Origin of the sequence: Roseomonas populi (assembly GCF_024594815.1) — a bacterium.
In the GTDB taxonomy this organism is placed as follows: Bacteria; Pseudomonadota; Alphaproteobacteria; order Acetobacterales; family Acetobacteraceae; genus Roseomonas; species Roseomonas populi.
The window spans coordinates 25,416-39,833 of the sequence record NZ_JANJOU010000042.1 but is presented as its reverse complement, the minus strand read 5'-3'; the positions used below and the strand labels follow the sequence as shown (position 1 = coordinate 39,833).

Here is a 14,418-nt window from a genome sequence, read left to right as displayed (position 1 = left end):
CGGGGGAGCGGAAGACGGAATTCTTCCTCTCCCCGGACCCCTCACCATCATCTTTTTCTATCAGCTGGTCTGGGCTTCGCTGACGGTGCGCCTCGGCTCTTAGAGCCGAGGCGACTGCAAGGGCAGGATCAGGCCCGGCTGTCGGCGCCACATCTCAAGTCAGTCCCCGCGGCAGCCCTATGCAGGTCCAGGAGGCTCAGCCTCCTGGCGGGGGTTTCAGGGGGCGGCGCCCCCTGGTTCCGACAGCGCAGGACAACGCCTAACGGGCCGGCGGCCCCTGGTTCGCCCCATGTGGTCCGGCCAGGCCGCCGCCGCGCGCGTGCCAGGCTTCCATCAGCTGCAGCACCGTCGCGGCCGTTTCCTCGATGCTGCGGCGGGTCACGTCGATCACCGGCCAGCCCTTCGAGGTGCAGAGGCGGCGGGCGGCCAGGATTTCCGCCTTCACGGCCTCCGGGTCCACGTAGTCCGTCGCTTCCTGGCGGATGGCGCCCGGGCTGTGGCCGATGAGCTTGAGGCGGTGGCGCCGGATTTCCAGCAGGGCGTTCACGTCGATGGTCAGCCCGACCACGGGGCAGGGCGGGGCGTCCAGTTCGCCTGGGAGGGCGGCGCCGGGGACGATGGGAACGTTGGCGGCCTTGATGCCGCGGTTGGCCAGGTAGAAGCAGGTGGGTGTCTTGCTGCTGCGGGAGACGCCGACGAGGCAGACATCGGCCTCCGCGATGCCGGCCGTGCCCTGCCCGTCGTCATGGGCCAGCACGTAGTGCATGGCGTCGATGCGGCGGAAGTAGTCGGCGTCCAGCACGTGCTGGGCGGCGCGCTTCTCCTTCGCCGCCTCGCCGATCGCGCCCTGGAGGAGATCCAGCGTCTGGTCGAGGACGGAGAGGCTGGTGACGCCCAGGCGGGCACAGAATTCCTCCAGCGAGTGGCGCAGCGACTTGTCCGCCATGGTGAAGAGGACGGGGCCGGGCTCCGCCTGGATGCCCTCCAGCACCTGCTCCAGCTGGAAGCGGGAGCGGACGAGAAACCAGCGGTGCTGGATGACGTGCGGCTCCTCAAAGCGCGCCAGGGTCGCGCGCGCCATGGAGTTCAGCGTCTCCCCCGTGCTGTCCGAGACGAGGTGGAGGTTGGTGGTGCGCGGCATCGGCCGACCCTAGCCCAGTGCGAAAGGGCTGGGGAGGACTCGGGGCGCTGGGGTGAGTCCTGGGGATGAATCCGGCCCACTCGGGATGCCGCTGAGTCATGGGGAGGGCGAGTCACGACTCACGCCACCCGGGATGGAATCCCCCGCCCCCTTGGTGACTCATCGGGAGCGAGTCACCGACTCGGCCCGAGTCAGCGAGTCCCGGCGCCTTCTTGCCTGTGGAAAACCCTCGGGATGAAATGCGCCGGCGGATGCGTCCACAGGACTCACACCCCCTACAAACCACCTCAGTCTTTCTTAAAGAATCCAATTAGAGTGAAAGGGGCGCCATGGACCCCGTGGACAAGCCGTTCCTCCGCGCCCTGGCCGGCGATCCTGTCTGGCCGCCACCGATCTGGCTGATGCGCCAGGCCGGGCGGTACCTGCCGGAGTACCGTGCCACGAAGGAGAGGGCGGGCGGCTTCCTCGAGCTCTGCCTGAACCCCGAGCTCTCGGCGGAGGTGACCTTCCAGCCGCTGCGCCGCTTCCCCGGACTGGATGCGGCCATCCTCTTCACCGACCTGCCGATGCTGCCCTGGGCCATGGGGCAGGCGCTGCGCTACGGGAAGGGCGGCGCCGAAGGGGTGGGGCCGATCCTGGGCCCCGTGCGGGACGCGGCCGCGCTGGCGGCCCTGCGCCCGGGGGAGGCCGCCCGGAGCGCCTCGCCGATCATGGAGACGGTCGCCCGGATCCGCGCCGGGCTGGAGAGGGACCACCCCGGCACCGCTCTGATCGGCTTTGCCGGCGCCCCCTGGACGACCGCCTGCTACATGATCGACGGCCGCGGCGGGAACGGCTTCCCTGAGGCGCGCCGCGCGGCCGAGGAAAGGCCGGATTTCCTGGCCGACCTCTATGACGCCCTGCTGGAAGCCTCGGAAGCCTATCTCCTCGCCCAGGCGGAAGCCGGGGCAGAGGCGCTGATGCTCTTCGACTCCTGGGCCGGCCTGCTGCCGCCGGAACTCTTCGACCGCTGGGTCCTGGCCCCCACCGCAGTGCTCACGGCCCGCCTGAGGGCACGGCTGGGTCCGGACTACCCCCTGATCGGCTTCCCCCGCCTGGCCGGCCCTGGCCTGCCCTCCTACGCCGCCAGGGCGGGGGTGAACGCGATGGGCCTGGACGAGACCGTGGACCCTGCCTGGGCCGCCTCCAGCCTGCCCGGGACGGTGACCCTGCAGGGCAACCTGGACTCCCGCCTGCTCGTCCAGGGCGGGCCGGGAATGCGGGAGGCCACGGCCGCCATCCTGGCCGCGATGAAGGGCCGGCCCTTCGTCTTCAACCTCGGCCACGGCATCACGCCGGACACGCCGATCGACCACGTCGCCGAACTCGTCCGGCAAGTGAAGGAGGGATAGCCGCCCCCTACTGAAACCGGCGCGGCGCGCGCTATATTACATGGCTGTGAGAAACCCTCTCGGGAGCAACCCGTCCATGCGCCCCCGCGCCCGTCTCCTGGCTGCCTTCGCCGTCCTGGCCCTCGCGATCGGCCCCTCCATCGCGGAAGCCCGGCCGGGCGGCGGCTTCTCCTCGGGCAGCCGGGGCAGCCGCAGCTACAGCCCGCCGCCGAGCACGCGCACCGCGCCCGGCACGGCAAACCCCTTCAACCGCACGGAAACGCCGCGCCCGGGCACCAACACGCCTGCGCCAGGCTACGCCCAGCCGCGCCCCTCGCCGAGCTACACCACCCCCAACCGGGGCGGGATGTTCGGCGGCGGCTTCATGTCCGGCCTCATGGGCGGCCTGCTCGGCGCCGGCCTGGCCGGGATGATCTTCGGCCACGGCGCCTTCGGCGGCATGTCCGGCGGCGCCGGTTTCCTGGGCTTCCTGCTCCAGCTCGCCCTGATCGCCGGCATCATCTGGTTCGTGCTGCGGGCCCTGCGGAACCGCAGCACGTCCCCGGCCATGGCGGGCGCCACGCCCAACGGCGCCCCCAATGGCGCCTATGCCCGCACCATGGATGACGGCAACGCCATGGGCCGCGGCGCCGGCGCGCGCACCGCCACCCGCGCGCTGCAGATCACGGAGACGGACTTCGCCGCCTTCGAGAACAGCCTGATCCGCATCAACCAGGCTTGGTCGGCCCGCGACACCGGCGCTCTCTCCCGCATCGCGACGCCGGAGATGGTGCGCTACTTCGAGGGCGACCTGCGCGACCTGGCCGCCCGTGGCTGGCACAACGAGACGCGCGACGTGCGGCTGGAATCGGGCGACCTCTCCGAGGCCTGGGCCGAGGACGGGATGGAATATGCCACAGTGGCGATGCGCTTCAGCATGATCGACGTGACCCGCGACGCTTCCGGGCAGGTGGTGGAAGGCGACCCGAACACCCGCCAGACGGCGACGGAGATCTGGACCTTCGTCCGCCGCCCGCGCGACGCGTGGCTGCTCTCGGCAATCCAGCAGGTCGGCTGACGGTCTGTCCCGGGGAGAGGAAGAAGTAATTCTTCCTCTCCCCGGACCCCTCACCATCATCTTTTTCTATCAGCTGGCCTGAGCCTCGCTGACGGTGCGCCTCGGCTCGTGGAGCCGAGGCGACTGCAAGGGCAGGATGGGGCTCCTGGCGTCAGCGCTACGCCGCAAGTCAGTCCCCGCGGCAGCCCGATGCAGGTCCAGGAGGCTCAGCCTCCTGGCGGGGATCCAAGGGGCGGAGCCCCTTGGGGCCACAAGCACTACGCCCCAGCAAGCTCCGTCAGAGCCGCTGTGTTCGTCACCCACCCAAAGAAGGTCTTCACGTTGAAGACCGTCGCGTCGTGCACGAAGCGCGGCCCGCCTTGCCAGCAGGCGTCCTCCACCAGCACCGGCCAGAACTCGTGGTGGAAGGCCTCGCGCAGGGTGCTTTCCACGCAGACATTCGTGGCCACGCCGCAGAAGAGGATGTCGCGGATGCCGCGGGCGCGCAGCATCATTTCCAGCTGGGTGCCGTTGAAGCCGCCGTAGCGGGGCTTCTGGATGAGGATGTCCTCCGGGGCGCGCTGCATCTGCGGCACCAGCGCGTAGTCCCATGTGCCCTTGGCCAGGAGCGTGCCGGCCAGTTCCGGCCTCTCCCGCATCAGGCGCAGGGCGTTGGACTTCCAGTGGTTCGGCGATCCGGGGCCGCCGGCCTCGATGCCCTCGGGATCCCAGCCGTTCTGAAACCAGACGACCTGGATACCAAGCAGGCGGGCGGCGGCCACCACCTGCGTCACCTTGCCGATGACGGACTGCGCCCCGGAGAGGTCGAAGCCCGCCTTGTCCAGGTAGCCTTCACTGGAGGCGTAGGCGTTCTGCATGTCCACCACGATCAGCGCGGTGCGGGCGGGCAGGATCGGGAAGGCCTCGGGCTCGGCGGGCAGGAGAAGGTCGCCGGGGACGCGGGGGAGTTCCTGGGGGGTACGGTCGGTCATCGGAGAACGTCCTCGGGGCGTTGCAGGAGCCGGCCATTGCGCGGCGTGGCGGGCCGGCTGCGATAGAGGTCTGCAAGCGCCGGGCCGGAGCGGGCATCGGGAAGGATGCCGTGACAGATCCAGCCATAGGCGATGGCGGCGGCGCGGTCCGCCGCGGCGGGCTCGCCCGGGTCCAGCGGCCGCTCCCGCCAGCGCCGTCCCTCGCGCCCGACCAGGGCGGGCCGGCTGCCGGAGCAGAGGACGTAGAGGATCTCCTGTCGCCCCTCCTCCTCGCCCGATCCTTCGCGGTCTTTGCCCATCCACCAGCGGATCTGAAGGCGCAGCAGCGTCCCCCGCGCGCTGGCGCCGGCCACGCTGCGGGAGAGTTCGCGGAACCAGGTGCAGGATCCGTCCTCGCAGGGGCCGCGCATGGCCCGCGCCGCCTCTGCCGCCGTGGCGGGCAGAGGGCCCGCGAGCAGCAGAAGCGCCAGCGCGGGCCCGAGCGCCCTCACCCCACGCGGTTCCCGATCAGGTCCTGCACCACGGTCGGGTCCGCGAGGGTGGAGGTGTCGCCAAGGCTGTCCGTCTCGTTCGCCGCGATCTTGCGGAGGATGCGGCGCATGATCTTGCCCGACCGCGTTTTCGGCAGGCCCGGCGCCCATTGAATCGCGTCCGGGCTGGCGATGGGGCCGATCTCCTTGCGCACCCAGGCCACCAGCTCCTTCCGCAGCGCCTCGGTCGGCTCCTCGTCCACCTTCAGCGTGACATAGGCGTAGATGCCCTGGCCCTTGATCTCGTGCGGCATGCCGACCACGGCGGCCTCCGCCACCTTCGGGTGCGCCACCAGCGCGCTCTCGATCTCGGCCGTGCCCATGCGGTGGCCGGAGACGTTCAGCACGTCGTCCACGCGGCCGGTGATCCACCAGTAGCCGTCCTCGTCCCGCCGCGCGCCGTCGCCGGTGAAGTACTTGCCGGGGAAGGTGGAGAAGTAGGTCTGCACGAAGCGCTCGTGGTCGCGGAACACGGTGCGCATCTGGCCAGGCCAGCTGTCGGTGATGACGAGGTTGCCCTCCGTCGCGCCCTCCAGGATCGCCCCGTCATTGTCCACCAGCGCGGGGAAGACGCCCGGCAGGGGAAGCGTCGCGGATCCCGGCTTCTGCGCCACGGAACCGGGCAAGGGGGAGATCAGGATGCCGCCCGTCTCCGTCTGCCACCAGGTGTCCACGATCGGGCAGCGCTCGTCGCCGACCACGCGGTAGTACCAGAGCCAGGCCTCCGGATTGATCGGCTCGCCCACGCTGCCGAGGATGCGGAGCGACTTGCGGGAGGACTTCTTCACCGGCGCCTCGCCTTCCCGCATCAGCGCGCGGATGGCGGTTGGCGCGGTGTAGAAGATGTTCACCTTGTGCTTGTCGATCACGTTCCAGAAGCGGCTGGAATCCGGCCAGTTCGGCACGCCCTCGAACATCAGCGTCGTCGCGCCGTTCGCGAGCGGGCCGTAGACGATGTAGGTGTGGCCGGTCACCCAGCCCACATCGGCCGTGCACCAGTACACCTCGCCCGGGCGGTAGTCGAAGACCAGCTCGTGCGTGAAGGCGGCCCAGACGCCGTAGCCGCCCGTGGTGTGCAGCACGCCCTTCGGCTTCCCGGTAGAGCCGGAGGTGTAGAGGATGAAGAGCGGGTCCTCCGCCCCCATCGGCTCCGGCGCGCACTCGGCGGATTGCGCGTCGCAGAGCGTGGCCCAGTCGTGGTCGCGGCCATCCTCCATCGCGACGCCGCCGCCGGTGTTCTTCGCCACGATGACGTTCTTGATCGTCGGGCAGGACTTCAGTGCCTCGTCCGCGTTCGCCTTCAGCGGCACGGTGCGCCCGCCCCGGCGGCCCTCATCGGCGGTGATGAGCAGCGTGCTCTCGCAGTCCTGGATGCGGCTCGACAGGCTGTCCGGGGAGAAGCCGCCGAAGATCACGGAGTGCACGGCGCCGATGCGCGCGCAGGCCAGCATGGCCACCGCGGATTCCACGATCATCGGCAGGTAGATCGACACCCGGTCGCCGCGCCGCACGCCGAGCGACTTCATCGCGTTGGCCAGCCGGCACACCCGCTCCAGCAGCTGGCGGTAGGTGATGTGCGCGTCGCTCTTCGGATCGTCGCCTTCCCAGATGATCGCCACGGCATCGCCGCGCCCGCCCTCCACGTGCCGGTCCAGGCAGGATTCCGTGAGGTTGAGGACGCCGTCCTCGAACCACTTGATGGAGACGTCGCCCTCGAAGCTCGTGTCCTTGATCTTCGTCGGCGCGCGCATCCAGGCCAGGCGGTTCATCTCGCGGGTCCAGAAACCCTCCGGATCCTTCGCGGCCTCGGCCACCATGGCGGCCCGGCGCTCCGCATCGGCGTGGCTGCCAGCCGCGATCTCCGGCTTCACGGCAATCAGTGTCTGGTCGGTCATGGCGGTCCTCTCGGCGGCCTTGGTCTGGCCTTCCCGGACCATGGTGGCCCCCGGCCGTGGCGCGTCAAGGCGCGCGTCCTCGTCCAGTCCAAAAGAGAAGGGGCCGGGCGCATCCGCCCGACCCCCTGCTTCCTTCGCCGCCCCTCAGCGCCAGTGGCGCGGCGGGCCGTAGTGGCGATGGTGATGGTGATGGTGCCGGTAGTAGCGCGGCGGGGGCGGCGGGCGGCGCCAGTGCCGGTGGTGGTGGCGATAGTAGCCGCGCGGCGGGCCGTAATACTGCACGGGCACCAGCTCGGCCGCGGGGCCGCTGCCCATCACCACGGCGGCCACGGGCTGCGCCTGCGCCGCCGGGGCAGCGGCCAGGGCGGGTGCGCCCAAGAGCGCCGCGGCGACAAGGGCCCTGCGCCCCCATGAGACGATGCGCGCGTAGGTGTCTCGCATGATGGCCTCCTCTTCCTTCAGACCTTCGAAGGTCTTTCGCAGAGAGTGAACGCAGTAAATCGTGCAGGGCGGCGGCACGATTGCGGCATCGGCGCGGCAGACCGTACCGGCCTGTTACAGACCCGCCTCTGCCGGCACGATCACCACCCCGTCCTCGATGCGCGCCGGCACCGCCTCAAGCGCGTCGCCCGCGCAGGGGCCGGAGACGCAGAACCCGTCCTCCACCCGAAAGCGCGCGCCGTGCGCGGTGCAGACGAGGTGCCGGCCCGCGCCATCCAGGAAGCGGTCCGGCAGGCTCTCCAGCGGGATGCCGAGATGCGGGCAGGAATTGACGTAGACGTGCACCGCCACGCCGCGGCGCACCGCAACCAGCCCGACGAAGCCCCCGCGCGCGGGAGGAAACCCGCGCGCCGCGCCGTCCGGGATCTCGTCCAGCCGGCAGAGGATGCGATCCCCCGTCAAAGCCCCGCCATGGAGGAGATCACCGCCCAGTGCTCCGCCGAGACCGGCACGACGGACAGCCGGGATTGGCGGATCAGCGCCAGCCCATCCAGCCGCGGCTCGGCCTTCATCGCGGCCAGCGTCACCGGCCTCGGCACGGGCCTTGCCGTGCGCATGTCCACGCAGATCCAGCGGCCTGTCTCGTCCGTGGGATCGGGATAGGCCTCCCGCGCCACCTCGACGACACCCACGACCTCCTTGCCGATGTTGGAGTGATAGAAGAAGGCCAGGTCGCCCCTCCTCATCGCCCGGAGGTTCGCCGCCGCCTGCGCGTTGCGAACCCCCGTCCAGGGCTCCACCCCGTTCGCCACCTGCTGATCCCAGGAGAAGGCGTCCGGCTCGCTCTTCACCAGCCAATAGGATGCTGACGGGGAGGCCGTCACGCCACGCGCGCCCCGTCGCGGAAGACCTCCCGGAACTCATGCACCGTCTGGCTGCCGAAGACGTCGGCCTCCCAGAAGGGATCGGCCTTCGCGAAGGCCCTCGCCGCCTCCAGGTCCGGCTGCTCCGTCACGACGATGCTGCCGCGCTGCTTGCCCCCCTCGTCCAGCAGCGGCCCGACATAGCGCAGGGATGGCCCCGCCGCGTCCAGCCACACCAGGTGCTTCGGCCGCGCGGCCAGGCGGCGCTCCAACGCGTCCGGCTTGTCGTAGCTGACGATGGCAAAGAGCACAGCGTTCCCCCTTCGCCGGTCGATTCCGGCGCGGGGCGCATGGAAGCGCCGCCGGGCTAGGTTCGCAACCTCGCGGCGGGCGGTGCGGGTCGCCGCCCTGAAACCCTCCCCCAGGGCGGCAACGGCCACCGCGGGCCCCGCGATCCGGCCGCCGCGGATGCGATGACCGGCGGGCGGCGCCGCAGGCCTCAGGCGGGCGTGATGTTCCCCGCTTCCACCACGCGCTTCCAGCGCGCGATCTCGCCGCCCTGGAAGGCCACGAACTCGGCCGGGGTGCTGGCCACCACCTCGAACCCGATCTCGTCCATCCGGCGCGTCACCTCGGGCGAGCGGAGGGCGGCCGCGGCCTGGGCCTGGATGCGCTGCCCGAGCGCGGGCGGAAGGCCGGCCGGGCCGCCCAGCGCCTGCCAGGAATAGACGACGAGCTCCCGCAGCCCGGCCTCCACCCCCGTGGGCAGGTTCGGCAGCAGGCGGTGACGGGTCTCCGCGGTGATGAGGATCGGCTTCACCCGCCCGTCCGAGATTTGGGGCGCGATCGAGCCGAGGTTCTGGAAGGAGAGCTGGACGTTACCCGCGATCAGGTCCGTGGTGGCCGGCGCGCCGCCGGAATAGGGAACATGCGCGATGTCCGTACCGGTCAGCTGCTTGAACATCTCCATCGTCAGGTGGTCCGAGGAGCCGACGCCGGAGGTGGAGTAAGAGGCGCGGTTGGCCTTCAGCCAGGCAACGAGGGAGGGAAGGTCGTTCGCGGGCACCTGGGCGGGGTTCACGACGAGCACGTTCGGCGTGCGCACGGTCTGGCTGAGGCCCGCCAGCTGCTTCACCGGATCGTAGCCGAGGTTCGGGCGCAGCGCGACGTTGATGGCCCAGGTGCTGATCGGCGCGTGCATCAGCGTATGGCCATCTGCCGTGCTGCGAATCACGGCGCGGGCGCCCAGCTCGCCGGTGGCGCCGGGCCGGTTCTCCACCACCACGGGCTTGCCGATGGCCTGGGACATCGGGCCGGACATGGCGCGCGCCACGATGTCGGAGGAACTGCCGGGCGCAAAGGGAACGATGATGGTCACGGCGCGGGCCGGCCACTCATCCGCGGCCTGTGCCCGGGCGGCGCGTGTCGCGGACAGGAAGGCAGGGGCGGGCAATAGGCAAAGCAGGGCGCGGCGGTTCATGGTCGTACTCCTCCAGGGCTCATTGCGCGCAGGCTAACAAGCGGAGCGCGAAAATCCCAAGGCCCGGTTCCTGGTGGCCCCAAGGGGCTCCGCTCCTTGGATCCCCGGGCAAACACGACGTGTTTGTCCCGAGCCAGGAGGCTGGTTGGACCTATAGGTCCAACCCTGGACCGGCATCGGGCTGCCGCAGGGACTGACTTGCGGCGTGGCGCTGATGCCCGGTGCCTCATCCTGCCCTTGCAGTCGCCTCGGCTCCACGAGCCGAGGCGCACCGCCAGCGAAGCCCAAACCAGCCGATAGAAAAAGATGATGGTGAGGGGTCCGGGGAGAGGAAGAATTCCTTCTTTCTCTCCCCGGGACAGACCGCCACCCCAGGACGCGGTCCATCAGCCTGCGAGGCCAAGAGCTTCCATCCACCAAGTGTAGGCCCGGGCTGCCGGGGGCCAAGCTTCCACCATGTCCACCCGCCAGTGCCAGGCGGCGCCGGCCGCGAGGGCGATGAGAAGGAGGGACGCGGCCCAGGCCAGGGCGGGCGTGATCCTGCGGCCGGGCGGCGGCGGGCTTGGCACTGCCGGGGCGGGGGCTGGCTTCGGCGATTCGATCGTCGGGAAGGCCGGGAAGGCGGCCGGCCCGTCCTCCGGCGGCGCGGCGGGCGGTTCCTCTGGGGGCTGACCGGGCGCTGGGGGCGTGGGTGCCCAGGTGGCGCCGCAGCGGGCGCAGCGCACCGTCCGCACCCCGTCCAGCCGGTCGGCCAGGGCAGGGGGCAGGTCGTACTCGGCGGCACATTCGGGGCAGGCGACGCGCATGGCGCAGGATGGTCGCCCGGCAAGGGTTAAGGCAACGCCCCCAATGGGCCCCACGCTGGTGCTATCCCTGCCTGCCCTGTCATGGCATGTCGGCGCCATGGTGCGCTTCACACGGGTCGGGCTGCGCTACCCGGATCCCACGCGCGGCGGAGCGGGGGAGCGGGAGACGCTGCGGGACCTCTCCTTCACCCTGCCGCAAGGGTCCTTCACCTGGCTCACGGGCCCCTCGGGCGCGGGGAAGACGTCGCTGCTGCGCCTGATGCAGCTGGCCATGCGGCCGACGCGGGGCGAGGTGGAGGTGCTGGGCGCCCCGCTCTCCCGCGCGAAGCGGTCGGACCTGCCGAAGCTGCGGCGGCGGATCGGGGCAGTGTTCCAGGAGTTCCGGCTGCTGCCTTACCTGACCGCCTTCGACAACGTGGCCCTGCCGCTGCGCCTGGCCGGCCGGGCGGAGGCCAGCCTGCGCCCGGACGTGGCGGAGATGCTGCGCTGGGTGGGGTTGGAGGACCGGGCCGATGCCCTGCCGCAGCAGCTCTCCGGCGGAGAGCAGCAGCGCGTGGCCATTGCCCGCGCCGTGGTCACGCGCCCGGCCCTGCTGGTGGCGGACGAGCCCACGGGCAACCTGGACGCGGTGCAGGCCCGCCGCCTGCTGCTGCTGCTGGCCGAGATGAACCGGCTGGGCGCGACCGTGGTGGTGGCCACCCATTCGCAGGAGCTGATCGCGCAGCACCCCGGCCATGTCATGCGGCTGGAGGGCGGGCGTATGGTCGCGCTCGACCCCTGGCCCTATGCGCCGGTGGAGGAGCTGCTGGCGGCCGAAGCGGCGCCCCTGGCCCCGGCCGGCGCGATCGACCTGGAGAGCCCGGAGCCGGAGGCGGGCTGGGTGGAGGAGGTGCCAGAGGACGAAACCTCGGGCGAAGCCTCGGACGAAATCTTGAGCGACGCCGTGAGCGCTTCCGTGGACGAGGCGCCCGCACCCCTCTCGCCGGATTTCACCCCGGACCTGGGGATTCCTGCGGAGGAACTCGCCCCTCCGCCCCCGCCGCGCCCGCGCCGAAGCATCTGGCCCAGCGCCCGTCCCGAAGCCGGGGGCGGTCATGGCTGAGCGCCGCCGCCGCCTGGCGCGCGACCCGCTGGGGCTGCGCCGCGCGCTCTCGGACCGGCTGCTGCCGGGGCTGGTGGCCGCCATGGCGCTGCTGGCCGCCCTGGCCCTGGCCGGGGCGCGCGGGGCGGACCGGTTGGCCGATCGCTGGCAGGCCGGCGCCGCCGCCGCCGTGACGGTGCAGGTGCCCGATCCCACCCGGGAGCGGATGGCGGCCGCCCTGGAGCTGCTGCGCGCCGACCCCGTGATCGCGGAGGCCACGGCCGTGAGCCCGGAGCGGGTTGCGGAGCTGCTGCGCCCCTGGCTCGGCGAGGCGCCCGCCCTTATCCTGCCCGGCGTGATCGAGCTGCACCTCGCGGCCGCGCCGGAAGCCCTGCCGAGCCTCTCCAACCGCTTGGCGGAGGCGGTGCCGGGCGCGGAACTGGAGGCGCACGGGATCTGGGTGGCGCGCCTCTCCGCCCTGGCCCGCTCAGTGCAGGGCGTGGCGCTGGCGGTGCTGGCGCTGGTGGCGGGGGTGGCGGTGGCCGTGGTGGCGGTGGCGACGCGGGCCGGGCTGGCCGCGCGGCGGGAGGCGATTGGGGTGCTGCACGATCTTGGCGCGACGGATCGCGCCATCGCCGGCCGCTTCGCCCGCCGCGTGGCCCTGCTCGCGGGGCTGGGGGCCCTGGCCGGGGCGGCCCTGGCCGTGCCCGCGCTCGCCGCCCTCTCCGGCCTCGCCCTGCCTCTCTCGGGCGAGGAGGTGCCGGCCCATGTGCTGGGGGAGCTGCCCTGGCTCATGCTCGCCACGCTGCCGCCCGCGGCGGCGGGCATCGGCTGGGGCACGGCGCAGGCGACAGTTCGCCGTTGGCTGCGGCGCCTGCCGTGAGCGCGACCGCCGCCCGGCCGAAGGGGCGCCGCCTGCCCCTGCTCTCGACGTTCATGGCGGCCTTCGTGCTCGCCGTTTCCGGCGGCTTTCTGTGGTTCCTGCACCGGTCCGCCGCCCCCGCGCCGGAAATCCCGCCCACCCCGGGCATCGCCGTGCTCACGGGCGGGCCGGACCGGGTGGAGGCCGGGCTGGCCCTGCTGGAGGCGCGGCCGGAGGCGCGGCTGATCGTCTCCGGCGTCGGGCCGGATGCCGGGCTGGCCGAGTTGGTGCGGAGCGCCGGCGGGCGCGGCGCCACCATGGATCCCGCGGCCCTCGCGGACCGGATCGTGCTGGGGCGGGAGGCGACGAGCACCCGCGGCAACGCCCGGGAGATCGCCGCCTGGGCTCGCCGCGCCGAGATCAGGGAGATCACGGTGATCACCGCCGGCTTCCACATGCCCCGCGCCCTGCTGGAACTGCGGCGCGACCTGCCGGAGGCCGTTCTGCACCCCCGCCCCGTGGAGCCCTTCGTCGCCCGGCCCGTGCCGATGATCCGGGAGTACGTGAAGCTCATCGGGGCGGCGCTGAACCTCTCCACCCTGCTGGAACGCCCCGGCCGCAGGGGGCCGGCCCGGTGACAGCCCTCCGGTCCGCGCTGTTCAACCTCCTGTTCTTCGCCTTCACCGCCCTGGCCGTGATCTTCGGCCTGCCCCTGCTCGCCTTTCCGCCGGGGGTGATGCACCGCTTCCTGCGCGGCTGGGCACACGGCGTCCTGTGGCTGCTGCGGGTGGTCTGCGGCATTCGCCTCCGGGTGACGGGGGCGGAGAACCTGCCCGTGCACGGCCCCGCCATCATCGCCGCCCAGCACCAGTCCGCCTTCGACACCGTGGTCTGGCACGCCCTGCTGCCCCGCCCCTCCTACGTGATGAAGGAGGAACTGATGCGGATCCCCGGCTGGGGCGCCATGGCGCGCCACGTCCACTCCATCCCCGTGGACCGGGAGGGCGGCGCCTCCTCCCTCAAGCGCCTGGTCCGCGCGGCGCGGGAGACGGCGGCGCTGGGCTACCAGATCGTCATCTTCCCGGAGGGCACGCGCTCCGCCCCTGGGGAGCGGCAGCCTTGGCAGCCCGGCTTCGCCGCCATGGCCGCCGCCACCGCCCTGCCCGTGGTGCCGGTGGCCACCGATTCCGGGCGGCTCTGGGGCCGCCGCGCCTTCACCAAGCGGCCGGGGCTGCTGACCGTGGCCGTGCTGCCACCCATCCCGCCCGGCCTTCCCCGTGCGGAGTTGATGGCGCGGGCGGAATCCGCCGTGGCCGAGGCCTCCGCCAACCTCGAACGTCCTGCCGGAGAACTGGGCGGCCTCAAGGCTTAGCTGTCCTGTAGCCGGGCATGTCAGGCCCGGGGGATCCGCCCCTGAACCTCCATGAGGCCGCCGCGGAGACGGCCGGACGCGGAATTCCCGCCTGAGGGGCCCTGTCCTGCCCTCGTGGTCAGCCGGATGGCTTTAAATCAAAGAAGATGATGGGGTGAGAGGCCCTGCCTCGTCTCGCCGGGACAGGCCCATGGCGAGGGGCCGGAATGGATCGCCGATGGGCAAGTGGGGATACTCGGCAGGGCCTGTGGACAAGTTGGTGGAATAGATAGGCGCTGCGGTTCGGACCGCGGCGCAAGACACGGCAGCAAGGCGTTGTGGAGTCAGGGATTCCTTTGTTGCAGACATGGTTGTGGATATCCATAAAGTCTGACTTTTCAACAACTTGCCGACAATCATGGGTGAATCCCAAGAGTCCGTGGAACAAAGCGCGGACTCACGGGTGAGTCCGGCCGGGTCAAGCCCCGATCCTGTGGATAAATCCTGGGAAAAGTGAATCGCCTCTCCCCTGTCGCCTTGAAGCCGCGG

General features: G+C 71.7%; 15 protein-coding genes and 1 pseudogene. 6 read left to right on the top strand and 10 right to left on the bottom strand.

Annotation, left to right across the window (positions count from 1 at the left end):
• Window positions 1-259: 259 nt before the first annotated feature.
• A complete protein-coding gene (locus NRP21_RS27610; RefSeq protein ID WP_257719467.1) occupies window positions 260-1,141 on the bottom strand; it encodes a pyruvate, water dikinase regulatory protein in 882 nt (293 codons plus the stop codon).
• A 329-nt stretch (window positions 1,142-1,470) separates the two neighbouring features.
• On the opposite strand from NRP21_RS27610, the gene hemE reads away from it, so the two are divergent.
• The gene (hemE, locus tag NRP21_RS27605; protein ID WP_257719466.1) at window positions 1,471-2,532 is read left to right on the top strand and encodes a uroporphyrinogen decarboxylase; all 1,062 of its coding nucleotides are present in this window, start codon (window positions 1,471-1,473) and stop codon (window positions 2,530-2,532) included.
• Between the two features lie 76 nt (window positions 2,533-2,608).
• Entirely contained in the window at window positions 2,609-3,589 is a 981-nt protein-coding gene (locus NRP21_RS27600; RefSeq protein ID WP_257719465.1) for a Tim44 domain-containing protein, read from the top strand.
• Between the two features lie 257 nt (window positions 3,590-3,846).
• Here the strand turns inward: NRP21_RS27600 and NRP21_RS27595 are convergent, their stop codons facing one another.
• From NRP21_RS27595 to NRP21_RS27555, 9 genes are all read right to left on the bottom strand, one after another.
• The gene (locus NRP21_RS27595; protein WP_257719464.1) at window positions 3,847-4,560 is read right to left on the bottom strand and encodes an isochorismatase family protein; all 714 of its coding nucleotides are present in this window, start codon (window positions 4,558-4,560) and stop codon (window positions 3,847-3,849) included.
• Complete coding sequence (locus NRP21_RS27590) at window positions 4,557-5,051, bottom strand: hypothetical protein (RefSeq protein WP_257719463.1); 495 nt, start codon at window positions 5,049-5,051, stop codon at window positions 4,557-4,559. Before NRP21_RS27590 ends, NRP21_RS27595 begins: the two co-directional genes overlap by 4 nt.
• Window positions 5,048-6,985, bottom strand: a complete 1,938-nt coding sequence (gene acs, locus NRP21_RS27585) for an acetate--CoA ligase (protein WP_257719462.1) — start codon at window positions 6,983-6,985, stop codon at window positions 5,048-5,050. Before acs ends, NRP21_RS27590 begins: the two co-directional genes overlap by 4 nt.
• Window positions 6,986-7,129: 144 nt before the next feature.
• The gene (locus NRP21_RS27580; RefSeq protein WP_257719461.1) at window positions 7,130-7,426 is read right to left on the bottom strand and encodes a hypothetical protein; all 297 of its coding nucleotides are present in this window, start codon (window positions 7,424-7,426) and stop codon (window positions 7,130-7,132) included.
• A gap of 114 nt (window positions 7,427-7,540) precedes the next feature.
• Window positions 7,541-7,888 carry a Rieske (2Fe-2S) protein gene (locus tag NRP21_RS27575; RefSeq protein ID WP_257719460.1) on the bottom strand — a complete coding sequence of 116 codons (348 nt, stop codon included), beginning with the start codon at window positions 7,886-7,888 and terminating at the stop codon, window positions 7,541-7,543.
• Window positions 7,885-8,280 (bottom strand): EVE domain-containing protein, encoded by a 396-nt coding sequence (locus NRP21_RS27570; RefSeq protein ID WP_257719471.1) that lies wholly within the window; start codon window positions 8,278-8,280, stop codon window positions 7,885-7,887. Before NRP21_RS27570 ends, NRP21_RS27575 begins: the two co-directional genes overlap by 4 nt.
• A gap of 26 nt (window positions 8,281-8,306) precedes the next feature.
• Window positions 8,307-8,600 carry a YciI family protein gene (locus NRP21_RS27565; RefSeq protein WP_257719459.1) on the bottom strand — a complete coding sequence of 98 codons (294 nt, stop codon included), beginning with the start codon at window positions 8,598-8,600 and terminating at the stop codon, window positions 8,307-8,309.
• A gap of 188 nt (window positions 8,601-8,788) precedes the next feature.
• Entirely contained in the window at window positions 8,789-9,769 is a 981-nt protein-coding gene (locus tag NRP21_RS27560; RefSeq protein ID WP_257719458.1) for a Bug family tripartite tricarboxylate transporter substrate binding protein, read from the bottom strand.
• 386 nt (window positions 9,770-10,155) lie between these two features.
• Window positions 10,156-10,575 carry a zinc-ribbon domain-containing protein gene (locus tag NRP21_RS27555; protein ID WP_257719457.1) on the bottom strand — a complete coding sequence of 140 codons (420 nt, stop codon included), beginning with the start codon at window positions 10,573-10,575 and terminating at the stop codon, window positions 10,156-10,158.
• 97 nt (window positions 10,576-10,672) lie between these two features.
• On the opposite strand from NRP21_RS27555, the pseudogene NRP21_RS28160 reads away from it, so the two are divergent.
• From NRP21_RS28160 to NRP21_RS27535, 4 genes and pseudogenes are all read left to right on the top strand, one after another.
• Window positions 10,673-11,341, top strand: a pseudogene (locus tag NRP21_RS28160) (cell division ATP-binding protein FtsE); the annotation flags it as partial.
• Between the two features lie 328 nt (window positions 11,342-11,669).
• On the top strand, window positions 11,670-12,539 hold the full coding sequence (locus NRP21_RS27545) for a cell division protein FtsX (protein ID WP_257719455.1): 870 nt from the start codon (window positions 11,670-11,672) through the stop codon (window positions 12,537-12,539).
• Window positions 12,536-13,156 carry a YdcF family protein gene (locus NRP21_RS27540; protein ID WP_257719454.1) on the top strand — a complete coding sequence of 207 codons (621 nt, stop codon included), beginning with the start codon at window positions 12,536-12,538 and terminating at the stop codon, window positions 13,154-13,156. Before NRP21_RS27545 ends, NRP21_RS27540 begins: the two co-directional genes overlap by 4 nt.
• Window positions 13,153-13,890 (top strand): lysophospholipid acyltransferase family protein, encoded by a 738-nt coding sequence (locus NRP21_RS27535; RefSeq protein WP_257719453.1) that lies wholly within the window; start codon window positions 13,153-13,155, stop codon window positions 13,888-13,890. The genes NRP21_RS27540 and NRP21_RS27535 overlap by 4 nt, the downstream gene beginning before the upstream one ends.
• Window positions 13,891-14,418: the final 528 nt, after the last annotated feature.